Source organism: Actinophytocola sp. (genome assembly GCF_036378875.1).
Taxonomy (GTDB): domain Bacteria; phylum Actinomycetota; class Actinomycetes; order Mycobacteriales; family Pseudonocardiaceae; genus Actinophytocola.
The window spans coordinates 25,505-45,592 of sequence record NZ_DASUVO010000020.1; the positions used below are offsets into that span (position 1 = coordinate 25,505).

General features: G+C 68.7%; 17 protein-coding genes. 5 read left to right on the forward strand and 12 right to left on the reverse strand.

Annotation, left to right across the window (positions count from 1 at the left end):
• Window positions 1-59: 59 nt before the first annotated feature.
• On the reverse strand, window positions 60-338 hold the full coding sequence (locus VF106_RS05355) for a DUF2277 domain-containing protein (RefSeq protein ID WP_330838426.1): 279 nt from the start codon (window positions 336-338) through the stop codon (window positions 60-62).
• A 160-nt stretch (window positions 339-498) separates the two neighbouring features.
• On the opposite strand from VF106_RS05355, the gene VF106_RS05360 reads away from it, so the two are divergent.
• Window positions 499-1,308, forward strand: coding sequence for an SGNH/GDSL hydrolase family protein (locus VF106_RS05360; RefSeq protein ID WP_330838427.1), 810 nt, complete (start codon window positions 499-501; stop codon window positions 1,306-1,308).
• A gap of 287 nt (window positions 1,309-1,595) precedes the next feature.
• Window positions 1,596-2,249, forward strand: a complete 654-nt coding sequence (locus VF106_RS05365; RefSeq protein ID WP_330838428.1) for a response regulator transcription factor — start codon at window positions 1,596-1,598, stop codon at window positions 2,247-2,249.
• Here VF106_RS05365 and VF106_RS05370 read toward each other — a convergent pair.
• The 6 genes from VF106_RS05370 to VF106_RS05395 all read right to left on the reverse strand — a co-directional run bounded on the left by VF106_RS05370 (window position 2,235) and on the right by VF106_RS05395 (window position 10,659).
• On the reverse strand, window positions 2,235-3,920 hold the full coding sequence (locus VF106_RS05370) for an ATP-binding cassette domain-containing protein (RefSeq protein WP_330838429.1): 1,686 nt from the start codon (window positions 3,918-3,920) through the stop codon (window positions 2,235-2,237). The two genes, VF106_RS05365 and VF106_RS05370, sit on opposite strands and share 15 nt — an antisense overlap.
• Window positions 3,921-3,989: 69 nt before the next feature.
• A complete protein-coding gene (locus VF106_RS05375) occupies window positions 3,990-5,600 on the reverse strand; it encodes an ABC transporter ATP-binding protein (protein ID WP_330838430.1) in 1,611 nt (536 codons plus the stop codon).
• 96 nt (window positions 5,601-5,696) lie between these two features.
• Entirely contained in the window at window positions 5,697-5,852 is a 156-nt protein-coding gene (locus tag VF106_RS05380) for a SapB/AmfS family lanthipeptide (RefSeq protein ID WP_330838431.1), read from the reverse strand.
• 25 nt (window positions 5,853-5,877) lie between these two features.
• Window positions 5,878-8,475: a class III lanthionine synthetase LanKC gene (gene lanKC, locus VF106_RS05385; RefSeq protein WP_330838432.1), complete on the reverse strand. Its 2,598-nt coding sequence runs from the start codon at window positions 8,473-8,475 to the stop codon at window positions 5,878-5,880.
• A 160-nt stretch (window positions 8,476-8,635) separates the two neighbouring features.
• Window positions 8,636-9,529: a LysR family transcriptional regulator gene (locus VF106_RS05390; RefSeq protein ID WP_330838433.1), complete on the reverse strand. Its 894-nt coding sequence runs from the start codon at window positions 9,527-9,529 to the stop codon at window positions 8,636-8,638.
• A 32-nt stretch (window positions 9,530-9,561) separates the two neighbouring features.
• Entirely contained in the window at window positions 9,562-10,659 is a 1,098-nt protein-coding gene (locus VF106_RS05395) for an FUSC family protein (RefSeq protein ID WP_330838434.1), read from the reverse strand.
• A gap of 1,238 nt (window positions 10,660-11,897) precedes the next feature.
• On the opposite strand from VF106_RS05395, the gene VF106_RS05400 reads away from it, so the two are divergent.
• Complete coding sequence (locus VF106_RS05400; protein WP_330838435.1) at window positions 11,898-12,347, forward strand: hypothetical protein; 450 nt, start codon at window positions 11,898-11,900, stop codon at window positions 12,345-12,347.
• Here the strand turns inward: VF106_RS05400 and VF106_RS05405 are convergent.
• The 5 genes from VF106_RS05405 to VF106_RS05425 all read right to left on the reverse strand — a co-directional run bounded on the left by VF106_RS05405 (window position 12,326) and on the right by VF106_RS05425 (window position 17,999).
• On the reverse strand, window positions 12,326-12,967 hold the full coding sequence (locus tag VF106_RS05405) for a UdgX family uracil-DNA binding protein (RefSeq protein ID WP_330838436.1): 642 nt from the start codon (window positions 12,965-12,967) through the stop codon (window positions 12,326-12,328). The genes VF106_RS05400 and VF106_RS05405 overlap by 22 nt on opposite strands.
• Before the next feature lie 36 nt (window positions 12,968-13,003).
• A complete protein-coding gene (locus VF106_RS05410) occupies window positions 13,004-13,264 on the reverse strand; it encodes a hypothetical protein (RefSeq protein WP_330838437.1) in 261 nt (86 codons plus the stop codon).
• Between the two features lie 10 nt (window positions 13,265-13,274).
• Complete coding sequence (locus tag VF106_RS05415) at window positions 13,275-14,972, reverse strand: sodium:solute symporter family protein (RefSeq protein WP_330838438.1); 1,698 nt, start codon at window positions 14,970-14,972, stop codon at window positions 13,275-13,277.
• Between the two features lie 529 nt (window positions 14,973-15,501).
• Window positions 15,502-16,698, reverse strand: coding sequence for a DNA polymerase IV (gene dinB, locus VF106_RS05420; protein WP_330838439.1), 1,197 nt, complete (start codon window positions 16,696-16,698; stop codon window positions 15,502-15,504).
• Window positions 16,689-17,999: an FAD-binding oxidoreductase gene (locus VF106_RS05425; RefSeq protein ID WP_330838440.1), complete on the reverse strand. Its 1,311-nt coding sequence runs from the start codon at window positions 17,997-17,999 to the stop codon at window positions 16,689-16,691. The genes dinB and VF106_RS05425 overlap by 10 nt, the downstream gene beginning before the upstream one ends.
• 70 nt (window positions 18,000-18,069) lie before the next feature.
• Here VF106_RS05425 and VF106_RS05430 point away from each other — a divergent pair, with 70 nt between their 5' ends.
• Together VF106_RS05430 and VF106_RS05435 are read left to right on the forward strand one after the other, a co-directional pair.
• On the forward strand, window positions 18,070-18,951 hold the full coding sequence (locus VF106_RS05430; RefSeq protein ID WP_330838441.1) for a LysR family transcriptional regulator: 882 nt from the start codon (window positions 18,070-18,072) through the stop codon (window positions 18,949-18,951).
• A complete protein-coding gene (locus tag VF106_RS05435; protein ID WP_330838442.1) occupies window positions 18,948-20,084 on the forward strand; it encodes an epoxide hydrolase family protein in 1,137 nt (378 codons plus the stop codon). The genes VF106_RS05430 and VF106_RS05435 overlap by 4 nt, the downstream gene beginning before the upstream one ends.
• Window positions 20,085-20,088: the final 4 nt, after the last annotated feature.

The window sequence follows — 20,088 nt, forward strand, 5'->3', positions numbered from 1 at the left end:
AATCCCCTGTCAGGACACCTGCAGGTGTGGGACCTCACAGGCTGTCACCGCCAGCCGGCTCAGCCCTTTGTCGCCTTGGCGGCCATCCGGGCCTGGACTTCCGGGCGTCGTAACGGCGGGACCGTCGTCGGTGGTTGCTTGCGCGGCGGCAGTTCTTCCAGCAGGCGCGTGGTCGCGGCCGTCACCTCGGCGACGGCCCGCTCGAAGGCCTCGCGGGTGTTGTCGGTGACCGTCTGGACGCCGGACACCTTGCGGACGTACTGACGCGCGGCCGCCTCGATCTCCTCCGCGGTGGCGGCGGGTTCGAGCCCACGCAGCGCGGTGATGTTTCGGCACATGCCCCGACCCTACGACGACCAGGCCTGACAGAAAGTCGCAATACTGCTCGATTGGCCGAAAATTCCTACCGTTTCGGCCGATTGCCCGCTGATCAAACAGGACCGCACGCTGAGCGTGTCCAGTCACCCTGGACTCCCTGCGAACGTATGGAGGCAGCCCATGCGTATCCGTTCCCTGCGACTATCCGTCATCACCTCGGCCGTCACCCTGCTGTGCCTGACCGGCACCGGGCAGGCACAGGCGGCAGCCGGCCCGTACACGGCGCTCGGCGACTCGTACTCGTCCGGCGTCGGCACCAGGACCTACTACTCGGACAGCGGTTCCTGCTACCGCGGTCCGCAGGCCTTCCCGGTGCAGGTCGCGGCTCGCCTCGGCGCGCCGCTGACCTTCGTCGCGTGTTCCGGCGCGAAGGTGCCGGACGTGCTCAACCAGCTCGGCGGCCTCAACACGAGCACCGCGTTCGTGACCGTGTCGGTCGGCGGCAACGACGCCGGCTTCGCGGACGTGATCACCCGGTGCGCGCTGCCGTGGCCGTGGACGTGCACGACACAGATCAACAATGCCAACAACTACATCCGCAACACCCTGCCGGGCGCGCTGGACAACCTCTACACCCAGATCCGCGCCAAGGCGCCGAACGCGACCGTCGCCGTGGTCGGCTACCCACGCCTGTTCAACGGACAGGAGTGCAACGCCCTGGCGCGGATCAGCCCGTCGGAGCAGACCGCGCTCAACAACACCGCCGACCTGCTCGCCACCACCATCGGCGGCCGGGCGGCGGCGCACGGGTTCCGCTTCGTCGACGTCCGCACCGCCTTCACCGGGCACGCGGTCTGCGACAACGTGGAGTGGCTCAACGGCCTGTCCAACCCGGTCCTCGAGTCCTACCACCCGAACCCCGCCGGGCAGACCGCCGGCTACACGCCCCTCGTCGCGAGCGCGCTCGGCGCGGTCCCGGCACAGGCCTGACCGCTACTCGGGTGAGCCGTTTGGTGCAGTCGTCGTAGTGCGCCTGCACCAGACGGCTTATTCATGAAAATCATCCGACCGGGTCGCTGTTACTCCAACCCGGGAATTTGGCCGGATATTTTCCGTGGCATTACGGGAGCGTATCCACCTGAATGTTTCTCTCGTTACTCCAGCAGAAGGACGACTCGTAACAGCAATTCGACTCGCCGGGATCCCCCGGCAGGAGGGAACGGCGATCGGACGGGTCGCCGAACAAGCAGATAACCGTCCCCCTGGAGGAGAGAGGCATGACGCGTCAGGTTTCCGAGAACGACTCGATGGAGCAAGATGGGAGAAGTATCCGGGTGTTGCTTGCGGAGGACATGGACCTTCTGCGCACCGCTCTCGTGAGCCTGCTGGAGGACGAGGAGGACATAGAGGTCATCGCGGACCTGAAATGCGACCAGCAGGCGGTGACCGTGGCTTTGCGGCTGCGACCCGACGTGGCCGTCGTGTCCGCCGACCTACCGGAGACCAAGGGGTTGACAACAGTACAACAGTTACGCAAGCGATTGCCGGAGTGTCAGATCGTCGCGCTGACCGTGAAACGTCCAGCCGGCTTGCTCAAGCGTTTGCTTGCCGCGGACGTGTCGGGATTGATCGACAAGAACGCACCGGCGACCCGGTTGCTACACGCGATACGGAACGTGGCCGACGGCGGCACGGTGATCGACGCGAACCTCGTGGTCGCCGCGTTGTCTGCCGGCAGCAACCCGTTCACCCCGAGGGAATTGACGGTGCTACGACTTGCCGCCGAAGGCGCGAGCGGTCCGGAAATCGCGAAACAGCTGTCACTGTCGCCGGGAACGGTGCGCAACTATCTGTCAAACGCCATGAACAAGGCGGGTGCGCGGTCGCGGATCGACGCGATCCGGATCGCGACCGAGTCAGGCTGGTTGTGAGGTTGGGGTCCGTCCGGCCTCCCAGTGGCCGAGGAGGTCGCGGTAGAGCGGGGAGGTGCGCAACAGCGCACCATGATCACCGACGGTGGCGCCCGCGCCGTCGAGCACGAGTACGCGATCGGCACGCAGGGCGGAGCTGATCCGATGGGCGATCACCACGAGTGTGCCGGGCCGGCGGGCGAAAGCCAGTTCGGCACGGCGCTCCGCGGCCGGGTCGAGGTGGCAGGTCGCCTCGTCCAGCACGACGAGCGGCGCCGGCGAGAGGAACGCGCGGACGAGCGCGACGAGCTGTCGCTCTCCGGCGGACATGTCCTGGGGGTGGATCTCGGCGTCGTAGTCGCCGAGATCCGCACCGATCGCCGCGACGGCCGCGTCGAGCTCCGCGGTGGTGGCGTCGGGGTTCAGGTAGGTGAGGTTGTCGCGCAGGGTGCCGGTGAAGACGTAGGCCTCCTGGGGAATGAGCACCCTGGCGGCGGCGAGCGCGGCGGTGGACAGTCCGGCGGCGGGGGTTCCGCCTAGCGTCACCTCGCCGTGGTCGGGCCGGCGCAGCCCACAAACCAGGCTGACCACAGTGGACTTACCGATGCCACTGGGCCCGACCACGGCAAGGTGTTCTCCCGGAGCGATGGTCAGATCGAGGTTCCGGACGACGGGCTCGGCGTGCGGCCCGTAAGCGAAGGTGACGTCACGCAACACGACGGCCTGCCCGGCCGTGGCCTGGTGCGGCCGTTCCGGAGCGGCGGGCACGTTGCTGCCGTCGAGCACCCGCCCGAGCGTGATCACGAACCGAAGCCCGCTGCCCCCGACCCCGGAGACGAAGCTCTGCAGGGCGGGCTGCAGTCCGAAGAGGACATATGTGGCGCCGCCGAGGAGCGCGCCAGCACTGAGCCCCAGCGACGGCCCGGCGAAGAGCAACACGAGCAGCGGAAGCCATCCGCCGACGGCGAAACACGCGGTTCGCAGGGCGGCCACCCCGGCGAGGGCCCGCTCGGCAGCGGCCTGCTCGTCGATGGGTGCCTTGACGAACGCGGCGGCGCGCTCCTCGGTACCGCAGGCCACAACATCGCGGGTACCGGCGAAAACCTGAGCGGCGGCGGCACTGAGCCGTTCGTCGGCGAGCACGGAGACCCGCTGACGCGCGGCGGCGAGCCCCAACACGGCGACGAACGCCCCGAGTCCCAACAGGAACGGCGGCAGAATCAGAAGAACAATCACCGGCGCAACGGACGAGAGCCCGACGACCACCCCGACGACAGTGACGAGAAAGCCCCGCACGACCAGGACGAGCCCGGCATAGGTATCCCGCGCGACCTCCACCTGCCGGGTGAGCCGGGCAAGCGCCCCATGATCCGGCCGCTCGGCCACCCCGTTGCGCAGGGCCCCGCCGACCACCCGCCTGACGAGATCGTCCCGGAACGGCTCGGCGAGACCGCCAAGGCGCCGGAACACCATCCTCGAGCCCATGCCACCGACGACGGAAACGAGCAGCAACGACCCGAGCCAGCCGAGCCCCACCCAGAGCCGCCCGGCGAGGAACCCCCGGTCGACGGCGTTGGCGACGACCAACCCGGAGAGCGCGGCCGGCAAAGCCTCCGGAACGGACCAGACAACGAGCGCCAGGGTGGACCGCCGCTTGAGCGACGCGAGGGCGAACCGCAACTCACGCTTCACACGACACCCCACACCCCGCACGAAAGTCCCGCTCGTGCGTCAGGAGGTCCCCGGGTTTCGACGCGCCGGTCATCCGAACACCTCGCGATACTCTCGGTCACGCCACAGTTCGTCGTGCGGGCCTACCGCTCGCACACGCCCGGCCTCCAGCCACACCACGACGTCCGCGCGCGCGGCGGTGGACAGCCGGTGCGTGACCACGAGCCTCGTCCGCCCGACGGCGTCGGCCATCGCATCGCTGATGCGCATCTCGGTCACCATGTCCACACTGGACGTCGCATCGTCCAGGACCAGCAGGCGAGACGCCGGCCAGGAGCGCGCCAACCCCAACCGCTGCAGTTCGCCGCCCGACATGGGTGCCTCGGTGAGCGGGGTCTCGTACCCGTCCGGTAGCCGCGACACGAACTCGTGTGTGTGCGTCGCCCTGGCCGCTTCCTCACCGCCCGGCACGATCGCGTCCCGCACTGTCGCGCCCACCAGGTGGGGCCGTTCGAACGCGCACCCCACCGCGGCCCGCAACTCGTTGTGCGACAACGATGTCAGCGGCACCCCAGCCAGCAGCACCGCACCACTGTCCGGGTCACGCAACCGGGTGGCGACCTGCGCCAGCACCGACTTCCCCGCCCCGGACCGCCCCACGACCGCGGCGACACACCCACCTGACACGGTGAAGGACACGTCGGTCAGCAGCGAGCCGACCGAAACACCGCGAAACTCCAAAGATCCAGAACTGGACGGCAATGCCTCTTCGCCGTACCGCACCGCCGGCGCCGACAGCACCTCGCCGACCCGCGCCGCACCGGCGCGCGCCCGCGCCAACCGTCCGAACACTCCCGTCAGCGAACCGAGCCCCGCGCCGAGCATCGCGTACTGCCCGGCCGCGAACAGCTCTCCCGGCGTCAACCGTCCCGCCACGAGTCCCCAACCCCCGGTTCCCAGCACCGCCACCAGCACCAGCGGCCCCACGACCGCCCCCTGCGCCGCCGACCCCGAAAGCACCTGCCAGCTCCGCATCCCCTCCGCGTGCAACGCGGGTAGCTGGGTGAGCACCCGCCGCTCCTCGCGTTCGACCGTGCCGGCAGCCGCGATCGTCCGCACCCCGGTCAGCGACTCGGAGAACCGGGACATGAGCCGCCCCTGCGCGGCCAGGTAGGCACTCACCACGGTCGCGGTGCGCCGGGTGAACACCCGCAACACCACCGCGACGAGCGAGAGCCCGGCGAGGAACGCGACCGCGAGCCAGATGTCCAGGTATGCCAGCAAAACCAGGCTGCCGACCGGTGGCAGCACTGCCGTCCACACCGTGACCAACGCGGGACCCGCGTTAGCCGCCTCGGCCGCGTTGCCGGACATCCGGGTGACCAGGTCGCCAGTCTCGAACCCGTGCCGCGGCCCGGCCGACAGCACGTGCCGCACGAGCCGGTCCCGCAACCACGCCGTCGTGCCGGCCAGGCACGCCGTGCCCGCGTACGCGGCGACGAGGCTGACCGCGATGTTCAGCACGATCAACCCGACGACGAACCAGAGCCATCGCGGCGAACCACCGGTCACGATCGAATCGACGGCCCGGCCCAGCATGACCGGCAACGCGAGGGAGCCCAGGGTGCCGAGCAACGCGCTGGCGCCGATCACCGGCAACCAGCCAGCGGACTTTCGGGCTATCTCCGCGAAAGCCGTCACGGTTACCCTTTCGACCAAGGGCCGCGGCCCCGGACAAACGCCAGTTGTCCGGGACCGCGTCCCGCTCGACGTCACGCGAACGTCAGAAGTGACCGATCAGTTGTGGCAGATCGCCACGCTCAGGACGGAGTGTCCCTCGCAGACCGCGACCGACAGGTTCGACGCGTCGCAGGAGTGGCCGCTCGAGTTGCTGTGGCCGCCGCCACCGGTCTGCGGAACGGCGTCCATGCCCTGGAGGTCAAGCAGTGCCATGATGGCTCCTTTTTCGGGGGTTTTCTTACTGGCCCACGCCAGCCGGCGTGGGGGTCTGTGGTGGCTCGACCCGTGACGGGGCGAGCAGCGGGGCGTGCACCGGCTGGTCGTGCAGTGCCGCGGCGACCGCGAGGAGCACACCGGCGGTGCCGGTGGCGAGGTCCATCGACAGCCGCATCAACGCGGTGCCGGGGAAGGCCATCCCGTCGCCGTACGGCAACGCGTGCCATGCGAGGTTGCGGACCTGCCGGGCCACGTCCGGGTCGTGCGCAGGGTCGGCGGACCGCCCTGCCAGGTAGAGCAGCACGCCGGCTCGGCCCGTGAGCAGGCCCGGCAGGATGTACATCGGCGACCGCGCCGCACGCGCCGCGTCCCGCGCCGCGGTCGCGAACTGCTCGTCGTGGCGCCTGCGCAGGTACTCGTCGAGCACCAGGCCGATGCCGATACTGCCGCCGTCCAGGTACGGCATGGTCCGCCAACCCTCGTTGACCCAGAGCATGCCGTCCCGCACCACACAGCGACGCAGGTCGTAGCGCAGTGCGTCGGCGGCGCGGTCGAGGAAACCCACGTCACCCGTGTCGTCGTACATCCGGATCAGGAACAGGGCGGCGCCCGACCGGCCGCGGAACAACCCGGCCCACGGCTGTCCGGAGCCGCTGATCGGATCGTCCGCGTCTGTGCCCGTGTCCTCATCGGATGCCTCGGCGACCAGTTCCGCGGCCCGGCGCGCCACCACCCGCAACGCCGGCTCGCCGGTGGAGTCGGCGAGGTGCAACAGGTTCAGCCCGAACCCGGACACGCCGCCGAACAGGTCGTGACCGATGGACTCCCAGTTCTCACGCAGGCAGATGTCGACGACGTCGAGTGCCTCCTGCCGGTGGCCGAGGTGCGCGAGCGTGAACGCGGCGCCGTGCAGGCCGTCGTACAGGCCGAGCCTGCTGCCGACCTTCGGGTTGGTCGCATGCTTGATCAGCCAGTCCTCGTACTGCTCCACCCGGCCCGCGCCGGTGACGTCCAGTGCGTACAGCACGCCGGCCGCACCGTAGGCGAGGCCGAGCCCACCGACCGCGAACTGCTGCGGATCTCCGGGGAACAGCCGGTCGTCGCGGTCCGGGGAGGCACTCGCGTGGATCGACCGCACGAGGTCGGCACGGATCTCCGGCCACGCGGCCGGGTCCGGTTCGAGGCGCGGGCTCGACAGGTCCGGTGTGCCCGGCGGCACGATCGTGTCGAGCGCGGGCTGGAGGAACTCCCTCGGCACCGGGAAGTGCTCGGTGATCACCTCCGCGAAGTGCCGCGCCTTCAACCGGTGCAGGCCGATCAGGTCGGTCATCGGCAGGAACAGCGCGAACCTGAGGCAGGCCAGCGAGTAGTCGTCGATGTCGAACCCCTGCGTACCCTTCGGCGGGGCGAACCCCATGTTGCCCAGCGCGGGGGCTGTCGACTCCTCGACCGGTGCGGCCACCTCGTAGTCGAGCAGGGCGACCGTGTCGTCCGGCCGCACCAGGACGTTGTGCAGGTGCAGGTCGCCGTAGACGATGCCGCGCTCGTGGACCTGCGCGATGGTCTCGCTGATCTGGCGGTGGATGTCGAGCGCCCACGAGGTGAACTCCGCGAAGTCCTCCGGCGTCGCGTCGGGATCGATCAGCGGGAATCGCAGCACGATGGACTTGCCGAGCGTGTTGCCCTCGACGTGGTCCATGACGAGGAACCGGTGTTCGCCGAGCCAGAACAAGTCGTGCACGCGGGGGATGCCGGGGATGCCGGCCAGTCTCGTCAGCGTCTCGTGCTCGCGGTGCAGGCGGTAGACGGCGTCGTGGCGCCGGCCGTCGAGCCCGGCGTGCGGGCGGGCCTCCTTCAGCACGACCTTGTCGCCGGTGCGGGTGTCGGTGCCGACGTAGATGCCGCCGCCGTTGGAGAAGTGCAGCACCTTTTCGATCGTGTAGGGCAGATCGGTCGTGGTGACCGCGTTGCGGGCCGCGAGGTGCGGTTCGAGGAACTTCGGCAGCGTCACCCACGACGGCACGTGGAAGACCGGGCCACGCCGGTCGGGCTCGAGGTTGCCGTCCGGGTCGGCGATCGCCGCGACCATCGCTCCCGAATCGTCCACCGTGTACCTGTGGGTGAACGCTCCGTACCGGACATACAGGGGACCCTGGCCCCAGCGGAGGTCGCTCAGAATGTAGGGACTCGGCTCGCCATCCAGTTGTTCGCCGAGTTCGGTGAGGATTTTCTCGCAGGCCTCGTCGTTTTCCGGGTAAATCGTGACGAGTTTTCCGGCATAGCCACGCGGCGCATACTTGGAGACCCGGACGAACAACGCGGAACTCGAGCGAAGGAACTTGAACGAGATACCGCGTGCGACGCAATACTCCCACACCGTGTCAAGCACCCGATCGGCGTTGTCCATCGTGGCAGATGCGTGAATTTTCCAGCCCTGCACAGGAGTTTGCTGCCGCACGGCCGGCCTGACCGACAACCAGTCGGCCTGTTCGCGCAACGTCCAACCGTCCGGCAGGGGTCGGGAGGCGGTCGCGAACGACTCTCCGGCCGTACCCTCAGAATGCATGGCATCGTAGAAGGACGGGTCGGCCATGCAGAACTGTTGATAGTTCTGTTCCATCCCGGGTTGCTCCAAGTCGTCTGATGCAAAATCCGACTCAATCCTCTGTCATTGGCACTGACCCGGCTTAGTGCAAACTGTCATGTTTGGACCACGCACATGTCACATCACCGTACGTGGCACGCAGTCGAATTAGCCTGTTCGGGGGATATTTTGTGAGCTATTGGGTCGCCACGTCCCGTAACGCGTCGAGCAAACCCGCGAGCGCGGGCCGCGCGAGCGACGTCTCGCGTACCGCGGCGTAGATCGACCGGACGGGTTCGGGATTGCGCACGCGGCGCACCACGACGGCCGGATGGCGCTGCCCGAGCCCGAGCCCCGGGATGAGAGTGACCCCGAGCCCGGCCGCGACCAAACCCTGCGCGGTGGCGTAGTCGTCGCTCTCGACGATGAAGTTCGGGGTGAACCCGGCCGACGCGCAGGCACTCAACATCAACTCCTGGCACCGTCCCCCGGACAGCTCGTTGCTGACCCACGGCTCGTCGGCCATGTCGGCGAGGTCAACCACCCGCTTCGCGGTGAGCGGGTGCCCCTTCGGCAGCACGGCGTGGTACGGGTCGTCGAGCAGGTGCACCAGCCGGATGCCGTCCGCCGGCTGGTCCCGCGGCGACACCACGATCGCCAGGTCGGCCTGCCCCCGCACGACCTCGGGCAGCGGGTCACCGGGGTCGATCAGCTTCAGGTCCACCTGCACCCCGGGGAACTCGGCACGCCACTTCGCCAGCGCGGGCGGCACGAGCGCGGCGCCGGCGGTCGCGAAGTAGCGGATGGCGAGCAGGCCCGTACGCCCGGCACGGAGGTCGGCCAGCGCGGTCTCCGCCTCGGCCACGTACTTGGCGATGATCGCGGCGTGCTCGGTGAGCAGCCACCCGGCCGCGGTCGGGCGCACACCGCGGCCGACTCGTTCCAGCAGGGGCAACCCGACCTGCCGCTCCAGCGCGGCGATCTGCTGGCTCACCGCCGACGGCGTGTAGCCGAGGTTCGTGGCGGCCGCGGTCACCGACCCACTGGAGACCACGGCACGCAGCACCTGCATCCTTCGCACGTCGAGCATGTAGCAGAGCTTAATAGTTCAGGGGACTGGTTTTAGCGCCGATCGTCCATGGACGGCAGGACGCCGCGCGCCTTCTCATGATCGAGGCCGGTGGCCTGGAGCAGGTCGACGGCGACGGACCGCAGCTGCGCGGTGACCACCTGCGCGGAGAACCCGGCATGCTCCAGTTCGTGGGCGTCGACGGTCCTGGCCGCGACGCGAATCGCCTCCCGCACCTCGGCGGGATCACCGCTCTCGGCGAGCACACCGGCGAACATGGTGGCCGCCTCGGCCAACTTCCGGAGCGCGGCGGGCAGCACGGGCGGGAAGGGCTCGTCGTCGGTGAGGGCGGACCGAGTACGCCGCAACAGGACCCGGCTGTTGCGAAGCGCGAGGTCGACGGGCTCGGTGGCCCGCGCGTAACGCGCGACGCGGTGCCGCTGGCGCCGATGCAGGGGCGAGATGGCGACGATCTCCTTGGCGTCCCGCAGAGCGGCCCGATAGTCGTCGCCCGCGTGTTGCGTACGGGCGCGACGCAACGCACGCACGGCGATCTCCCGGTCCCGCTCGGTGATCGCGTCGGCTGCGGCCGTGAGCGCGGCGGCCAGCTCACCGAGCAGGTCCCGCACCCGCCGATCAAGCACCTCATGGGGATGCCCAGGCAGCACGGCGATGGCGACGATCCCGAGAAGCCCACCGATCAACGCGTCGACCATCCGGTCGAGCCCGGCCGTGCCCCCGGGCGGCAACAAGGTCGCGACGAGGATCGCGGACGTCCCAGCCTGGAGGGTGACCAGCGTGCCCCCACCGAGCAGCACGGAGATCGTCATGGCAAGCCCGAGAACAAGTGCGAGCTGCCACCACCCGCCCCCGATCTGCAGGATCAGCAGATCCCCGACCCCGATCCCGACACTGACCCCGACGACAAGCTCCACGACCCGCCGCAACCGCTGCTGCCCGAACCCGACCCCGATACAGATGACCACAGCCATGGGCGCGAAGAAGGGCCTGCTGTGCCCGAACACCTCGGTAGCGACGAGCCAAGCGAGCGCACCGGCGACCGAACACTGCAGGATCGGCCGCGCCATCATCCGCAGCGCACGCCAACGCCGCCGCATCGTCGCCCGCACCCGAACCCGCCCAACCCGCACCCGATCACGCTAAAACACAATCCCGACCCCAACAGAACCAAGTGCCCAACCCCACGCCCCCGAGACACCCACCCGAAGCACCCACACGCCCCCGCGTGTCCACCCCCGACACACCCGCGTGTCCACACCCCAGCCCGGCGAGTTCAACAACCAGAACGCGCGAGTCGCGCACTCAGCCCCCGCGAGTCGCACACTCAACCCCCGCGAGTCGCACACTCAACCCCCGCGAGTCGCACACTCAACCCCCGCGAGTCGCGCGTTCGGCCCCGGCGAGTCGCGCGTTCGGCCCCGCGAGTCGCGTTCAACCCCCGCGAGTCGCGTTCAACCCCCGCGAGTCCCGCCTTCAGCCTCCGCGAGTCCCGCGCTCAACCCTCGCGAGTTCCGCGCTAAACCCCGCAAGATCCGCGTTCGCGTTCCGCACTCCCCCATGTTCATCGCCCAGGCGGTCGAGCAGGTCGCGCTCGCTGAACCGCCCCCAGGTGGTTGCATAGGCACTCCCACCCGATCCCGCCAGGGCTCCCGCAGGCAGGCACCCTGTTGCCCTCGTCTGGCCGGGTCCAGATAGGACTGGGCAAAGCGTTCGCGGTCCCGCGGTCGGGAGTTCATGATCAACGCCAAGACAGATGGGGGCGTAGGCATCCCCCACCCATACCCGCAGGGCTTCGTCAAAGCCTGGCTTCTCCAAGCAGACGGCTGTTGCGGCCCGGTGGCGGCCGATGTCTTGAGGACGCTGAACGTCTTGAGGGTGCCCCTCAGGACATCCGCGGAACCGGCCTGGCCGAGCGCGGTGCGAACGCCTTCCTCGCACGGCCACCTGCTCGAACCGCCCGCGAAGCGGGCACCGCCTGCTGCTAGACCCGCGCAACCGTGAAACCACCACACGGGTTCCACGCTCCGACATCGGCTGAGCGGTTTCATGATCAACGCCAACACAGATGGTTGCGCAGGCATCCCCCACCCATACCCGGGGGGCCACCCCGAGGCCATCGTACCAACCGACACAGACAAAACCCCAGGTCGCGCAGCCCTGTGGACAACTTTCGGTGGCGAGTCCGAGTGAAAGGGACACTCGTGTGCCCGATCGGCCTTGCTGGGGTCCTGTTCTCGTTCCCTTGAACTGTGCTTCCGCCACTCGCGGCGCGGGTTTGGTCGGTGTGGTCCGTGGTGTCCGGCGTTTGTGGGCGTGGTGAGCGGGTAGGTCCTTCTTGGTTGCTTCGAGCCGGACGAGAGGTCATGCCATGAACCGACCGTACGATTCCGACCGGACACGTCTCGACATCACGCCCGCCGAGGATCCGGCCGTCGGGGCCGAACCGCCGCTTGTCGAGCAGGAAGAGGTCGCGGATCCCGACCAGCGGCGGCGCCGGGTCGTCGGCATCGTGTGCACGGTCGTGAACGTGATCTGTGCCGTGTTCGCCGTGGTGTTGGCGTTGCACATCGTCCTGGTCATTGGTTCTGCCAACCAGGGCAACGGGTTCGCCGCGTTCATCAACGACTGGTCGTCCGCCGTGTCGCTCGGCCTGCGCGACCTGTTCGTGCCGGCGAACGAGGGGGTACGCACGTTGCTCAACGACGGTCTCGCCGCGCTCCTGTGGCTGCTCATCGGCGCGGTGCTGACCTACGTCATCCGTCGGTTCGCGCTACCCGCGCCGCGCCGTGTCGCGCACTACCGGCGCGCCTGGCGCTGAAGTCCGCTGAGGGTCGAGGCGGCCGACTTCAGGTCCGTGACCAGGGCCTGATAGGCCGCCTCTCGGTCATCCGACCGCAGCACCGACGACGGGTGCACGGTCGCCACCGCCCGTTCCGGGCGGTCGGGCAGCGAGACGACCTTGCCGCGCTCCTGGGTGACCTTGAAACTGGTTCCCAGCAACGACTGCGCGGCCGTCGACCCGAGGAAGACCACCAGTTCCGGCCGTACCGTGTCCAGTTCGGCGAGTAGCCATGGCCGGCAGGCGACAACCTCCGTGCGGCCGGGCTTCTGGTGGATCCGTCGCTTGCCACGCTCGGCGCGCTTGAACTTGAAGTGCTTCACCGCGTTGGTGACGTACACCTGTGTCCGGTCGATGCCGGCTTCGACGAGCGCGCGGTCCAGCAGTTTGCCGGCCGGCCCGACGAACGGATGTCCCTGACGGTCCTCCTGGTCGCCGGGCACCTCGCCGATGACCAGGACCGTGGCGTCCGCCGGCCCTTCGCCGAACACCGCCTGCGTCGCGTCCTTGTACAGGTCGCAACCGCGGCAGTCGTGGACCGCCGTGCGTAGCTCGTCCATGCCCGCACCGTCCGGCACGTACTCCTCAGCGCCAGCCATACCGGACGAACTACCCGTCGCCGCCGACCCGAAACATCAGTCCACTGTAGACCCGTCCTTGTCGTCCTGCGCCGGTACGCGCAGCGGTCGCAGCCACGTCCACAGCACGAACAACGCGCCAACGGCGAGCATGGCCAGGCCTGCCCACAGATTGATGTTCACGCCGGCGGACTTGTCGATCTCCTCGTCGGTGGTGAAGAAGAGCCCCATGATCGTGATCACCAGGCCGTAGCTCCCGAGCAGCAGCGCGATGATCAGCCGGATGTCGAAAGCGGACGTACGGGTTTGCGTACTCATCGGCCCTCCCTCAGAAGAAGATGTTCAGCAGGATCGTGATGACCAGGACGATCCCGGCGAGCAGTCCCGGGTTGCGGTACCAGCCGGCGTCCTCGCCCGTGACCTCGCGCTGACGCGTTTCCTTTGGTGTCAGCGAGTACACGAGGCCGACGAGCTGATCGGCGGGTTTCGGCCGCGTCACCATGGTCACGCCGACGCTCACCACGATGTCGACCACGAACGCGGCCCCGGCACCGACGAACGCCGAACCCTGACCGGGCATCGTCCACACACCGCTCTCGGACAGGATGAACACGAAAACAGCCGAGAACGTGCCGGAGACGAGGCCGATCCAGCCGGCCGCCGGTGTCATGCGCCGCCAGAACATGCCGAGGATGAACGTCGCGAACAGCGGTGCGTTGAAGAACGAGAACAGCTGCTGCAGGTAGTCCATGAGGTTGGCGTAGGTCGAGGCGATGAACGCGGTGCCGATGGCGAAGACCGTGGCGATGGCCGTCACCACTCGACCGACCCGCAGGTAGTAGCCGTCCGGCCGGTCCTTGCGCAGGTAGGACTGCCAGATGTCGTAGGTGAAGACGGTGTTGAACGAGCTGAGGTTCGCGGCCATGCCCGCCATGAACGAGGCGAGCAACCCGGCGATCGCGATGCCGAGCATGCCATTCGGCAGCAGGTCTCGCATGAGCAGCAGAAGTGCGTTGTTGAACGTGGCACCGCTCGGCGCCGCCTCACCGGCCATGAGCGCCGCTTTGTTCTCGCCCTGCAGCTCCGTGACCGCGACGCCGGCGACCATGCCGGGAATGATCACGATGAACGGGATCAGCATCTTCGGGAACGCGCCGATGATCGGGGTGCGCTGTGCCGCGGACATGCTGCGCGCGGCCATCGCGCGCTGCACCTCGACGAAGTTCGTTGTCCAGTAACCGAAGGAGAGCACGAACCCGAGCCCGAACACGAGACCGAGAACGGACAGCAGGTTGTCGGAGAAGCCGGTGAGCTGGTTGCCTGGCCAGCTGTCGAGTTGCTCCGGACCGCCCGGCCCGGCGGACACCTTGTCGACGAGTCCCTGCCAGCCACCGACCTTGTACAGCCCGACGATGGTCAACGGCAGCAGGGCGGCGACGATGACGACGAACTGCAGGACCTCGTTGTAGATCGCGGCGGAAAGCCCGCCGAGCGCGGTGTAGCTGAGCACGATCGCCGCGGCCACGATCACCGAAACCCAGATGGGCCAACCGAGAAGCAGGTTCACGACGGACGCGAGCAGGAACAGGTTGGCTCCCGCGATGAGCACCTGGGCGACGGCGAAACTGATGCCGTTGACGAGATGTGCGGGCTTGCCGAAGCGGCGCAACATGAACTCTGGCACGCTGCGGACTTTCGAGCCGTAGTAGAACGGCATCATCACGACGCCGAGGAACAGCATGGCGGGAACGGCGCCGATCCAGAAGTAGTGCGCCGTCGGCATGCCGTACTCGGCGCCGTTCGCGGACATCCCCATGACCTCGATCGCCCCGAGGTTTGCGGAGATGAACGCGAGGCCGGTGACCCAGGCGGGCAACGAACGCCCGGACAGGAAGAAGTCCATGCTGGTGGAGACATGCCGTCTGGCCATGTAGCCAATGCCGAGCACAAGGACGAAGTAGAACGCCAACAGGACATAGTCGATCGCGTTGGCGTCCAGGCGTAAGTCAGCCGCCAGTACCTGCAACTCCAGTCACCTCCCAGACCCACTGGGTAAAGCGAACACCACAAGTGATCTCCCCGCACGACGAGCGGTCGCCCCCACCGAGGTGTCAGAAGGACGCTCATCGCCGCACGGGAACAGGTCCTGGCCGACGGCGACTACATATGGCCATGGGAGGACGTCGATCCCGACGAGTTCGACAACGAGATCCTTCCGCGTCCCCGGTCGCTGACCGAACTCGCGGCGGCCAGGGAAATCGACGAGTTCTGGGAGGAGGGCGCGCACCCCATCCTCGACATCGATCGGATCATCTCGACCGACAGCGACGAGGTCGGCGCCATCCGCCCGCGGAACTCCGCGGAACTCAAGCAGGTCTTCGGCACCGAACAACCGTCCGCCGCCGACTTCGACCGCGTCTACCGGCCCGGACCGGCAGGGGTGCTTGGGGACCTGCTGGGTGACAGGTGGAGCGGCCGGATCATGGTGATCTTCCGCCACGGCGCCCCGGACGAGATCTTCTTCTGGGGATTTCCCGGAGACTGAAACAAATCGGTCAGTCAGGCAGCAATGGCACTGACAGTCCTGGATCCCGCCCGAGTAGCACCGCCCGCGTCACCGCCAGAGAGCCGAACTTCTCCCGCACTCCGTCGACAGCCGCGTCCAGCGCACCCGGTGTCGCCTCGCCGAAGGGCAGCATCAACTGCATGGTGTCCTCGTCGTCGAGGTTCGCCAGCGAGACGCCCACCAACGTGCAACCACGGTCGAGCAGCATGGGTAACGCCGCGCGCAGCAAAGCGCGCGCCGTCACCAGCAGCGTCTCGGTGTCCGCGGTGGGATGGCTGAGCGTGTGCGAACGGGTCACCCGCGCGAAGTCCGCGAACCGCAGGCGCAGCACCACGGTTCGGCAGCATCGCTTCGCCGCGCGGAGTCGACGCGCCACCCGGTCGATCAGCTGTGCCAGCACTGCCTCCATGTCCTCCGGCGTACGCGACGCACGACCACCCATCGCCCGCTGCGAACCGATCGACCGGCGCCGCCGACCAACGTGGACCCGCCGTGGATCCTGGTTGTGCGCCAACGCGTGCAGGTGTCGACCCGACGCCTTGCCCAGCATCCCGGTCAGCGTCGACTCGTTCAGCTTCGCCACCTGGCCGACCGTGGTGATGCCACGCTCGTGCAGCTTCGCGGCGGTCACCTTGCCGACGCCCCACAGCCGCTCCACGGGTAACGGGTGCAGGAACTCGAGTTCGCGTGCCGGTGGCACGACCAGAAGACCGTTCGGCTTGGCGACCCCGCTGGCGACCTTCGCCAGGAACTTCGTGCGTGCCACGCCCACGGTGATCGGGAGGCCCACCCGCTCCAGCACCGTCCTGCGTAATCGTTCTGCGATGACCTCCGGCGTACCCGCGATCTTGCGTAAGCCGCCGACGTCCAGGAACGCCTCGTCGATCGACAGACCCTCGACCAGCGGTGTGGTGTCACGGAAGACCTCGAACACCGCCTTGCTGGCCGCCGAGTACGCCGACATCCTCGGCGGTACCACCACGGCCTGCGGGCACAGCCGTAATGCCCGCGCGCCACCCATCGCCGTCTTCACCCCGAGCCGTTTGGCCTCGTAGCTGGCGGCCAGCACCACCCCGCCACCCACGATCACCGGACGGCCACGCAGCGCGGGGTCGTCCCGCTGTTCGACCGACGCGTAGAACGCGTCCAGATCGGCATGGAGGATAGTCGCCTCGGTCACGAACATATGTTCGCATCCGCCACCGACAAAAACACGTCCTCCGCCTCAACCTCCTTCCTGACCTGCGCCAACCGCGCCGCCGTCGCCGGGTCGCGCAGCGCCGGCAGCGACGGGTCGTCGTCCACCGGGCCGTAGCCGAAGGTGGCGGCGCGGCCAACGGCGTACGGCGTCGCCGCGGCGAACACCTCGTGGTGCACGGCCCGCGCCGCGTCGACGTCGGCAGCCGGTGACAGCACCCGGAGGATGTGCGTGGCCTCCCGGTAGGGCACCGCGTTCGGCGTCTCCGGTGGGCGGGCCATCGCGCCGCCAAGATGCCGGATGTCGACCACGCAGGGCACCGGGGCCGCCGGCCCGGCCAACACGGGAACGGCGTCCAGCAACTCTGGCGGCAGCTCACCCAGCAGGACGTTGTCGCCCACGTACGCGTGCGGGAAGTCCGGGTCGCCGTAGATCGAGCCGACCTCGGCGGCAGGCACCTCGCCCACCCGGTCGACGAGCGGTCCGATCGCGCGCAGCCTGGCGAGCAACGAGGGCTCCAGCGGCACCGTGCTCGCCAGGCGCACATGCAGGACATGCCTGCCACGTAACGATTCCGGCACCGCGTCGACCGGCGGCAGCCCCACCATGCCGACCGAGGTCGTCAACGTCTCCTGCGCCGTTTCCGTCAGCTCGCGGAACGCGGCCAGCACCTCCGCCGCGTGCACCGCGTCGAAGTGCAGGCCACCGCCGTACACGACCGGAACGGGCACCAACCCGATCTCCATCGCGGTCACGATGCCGAGCAGCTCTCCGCCGCCCCGTAACGCCCAGAACAGGTCGGGATGACTCGTGGCGGTCACGTGCCGGAGGTTGCCGTCGGCAGTGACCACGTCGAGCGCACGCACGTGGTCCGCGGCATACCCGAACGTGCGACCAAGCAGGCCGACGCCGCCACCCAGGGTGTAGCCGACGGCGCCGACCCCGGGCGAGGAACCGGCCAGCGGCGCGAGCCCGTGTGCGGCCGCCTGCTCGATCACGACCGACCAGCGCACACCGGCCTCGACCCGCGCGGTCCGTGCCACCGGGTCGATCCGCACGCCGGACATCCGCCGGGTGGTGACCAGCATCCCGACGGCCGGCACCCGCGCACCATGGCCGGTGGCCTGCACGGCGATCCGTGAACCACGGGCACGGGCCGTTCGCACCGCCTCGACGACATCGTCGGCGGAGGACGCCGCGACGACCATCTCCGGCCGATGCGCGACCCCGGTCTGGAAGCCGGCGATCTCGGTGTCATACCCCACGTCACCCGCGAAGAACGTCTGCATGCCACCACTGTGGCCCGAGTCGATCCATACGTCAAACAGCTGGATCTGATCCTATGTATAATGGTCGGTTATGGAGATCCGGCAGCTGCGGTACCTCGTGACGATCGTCGAGACGGGCGGCTTCACGCGGGCGGCCGAACGCGTGCATGTCGCCCAACCCGGCGTCAGCTCGCAGATCCGCCTACTCGAACGCGAGCTCGGTCAGGAGTTACTCGACCGCTCCGGGCGCGCGGTCCGCCTCACCGACGCGGGCGCCGCCGTGCTGCCGCACGCCCGCGCTGCCTTACGCGCCATCGACGATCTGCGGGACGTCGCCGACGAGATGGCGGGCCTGGTACGCGGCCGTGTCCGGCTCGGCATGGTCACCTCGTGCGGCGTGCCCGACATGCCGGCGTTACTCGAGCGGTTCCGCCGGGACTACCCCGGCATCGACATCACGCTCGTGGAGCACAACTCGCACGCGCTCGTCGACCAGCTGCGGGACGGCACGCTCGACGTCGCGCTCATCGCGTTGACCAGGAACGACCCGGAAGGCCTCGAACTGGCGGTGATCGCGGACGAGCCGATCGTGGCGGTGGTCGCGTACGGCGAGCCGCTCAGCGACCAGAAGAGGGTCACGCTCGGCGCACTCGAAGAGCACACGCTGATCAGCATGCCGGTGGGCAGCGGCATGCGGAGCGTGCTGGACGAGGCGTGCACCGCCGCCGGTGTGCGCCCGCGGATCGGGCTGGAGGCGACCAATCCGGCCATGCTCGCCCAACTCGCCGCACGTGGGCTCGGCGTGGCGATCGTGCCCGAGTCGACGGCGCGGGAGCACGACGACGTACTGCACATGGTGAAGATCGTCCAGCCTGCGCTGCGGGGCCGATTAGCTCTCGCGTGGCGGGCGGAGGGCCAACGGAGCACCGCCGCACGGGCGCTGATCGACATGGCCCGAGGAGCGACGACGTGATCCCGTTCCGCATAGACGTGCCGGACGCCGAGCTCACCGACCTACGAGAAAGGCTGCTGCGCACGAGGTGGCCGGATGAGGAGCCGGTCGACGACTGGTCACAGGGCGTGCCGCTCGCATACCTGCGCGAGCTGTGCGGCTACTGGGCCACCAAGCACGACTGGCGTGCCACCGAGCGACGACTGAACGCGTTACCCCAGTTCCGCACGGAGATCGACGGCGTGGGCATCCATTTCCTGCACGTGCGATCTCCACACGAGCGGGCTCTGCCGCTGGTCCTCACGCATGGTTGGCCCGGATCGGTGCTCGAGTTCGAGAAGGTGATCCGTCCGCTGACCGAACCCGACGATCCCGCCGACGCCTTCCACGTGGTGATCCCGTCGCTACCCGGCTACGGCTTCAGCTACCGGCCTGCCGAACCTGGCTGGGGCGTGCAGCGGATCGCCTCGGCCTGGCGCGAACTGATGGCACGGCTGGGCTACGAGCGGTACGGGGCGCAGGGCAGTGACTGGGGCACGAGCGTGACCACGTGCATGGGGCAGCAGGACACCGGTCAGTTGGCTGGGATCCACGTGGTGCCACCGATAGCGGCACCCGACCCGGACACGTTCGACGACCTCACCGAGGCGGAGGAGGCCGCGCTCGCCGACCTGCGGCACGCGAACGCGCACGAGTCCGGGTACGCGGAGCAGATGACGACCAAGCCGCAGACCGTTGGCTACGCGCTGACCGACTCTCCCGCCGGCCTCTGCGGGTGGATCGTGGAGAAGTTCGCGGCGTGGACCGACAGCGGCGGCCGTCCGGAGACGGTGCTGACGCGTGACGAGATGCTCGACGACATCACGTTGTACTGGGTCACCCGAACCGCGGCGTCGTCCGCGCGGTTGTACTGGGAGAGCTTCCGCGAGGTCGGCGAATGGTTCAGCTCGGCGACGACCGACACGGTCACCGTGCCGACCGGCTGCTCGGTCTTCCCGAAGGAGATGCCGAGGCCGTCGCGCAGATGGGCGGCGAAGCGCTACACCGACATCCGGCACTGGGGCGAACCGAGTCGAGGCGGCCACTTCGCCGCGTTCGAACAACCCGACCTGTTCGTGAGGGAGGTGCGTACGTTCTTCGGACTGGTGCGCTGAAAAT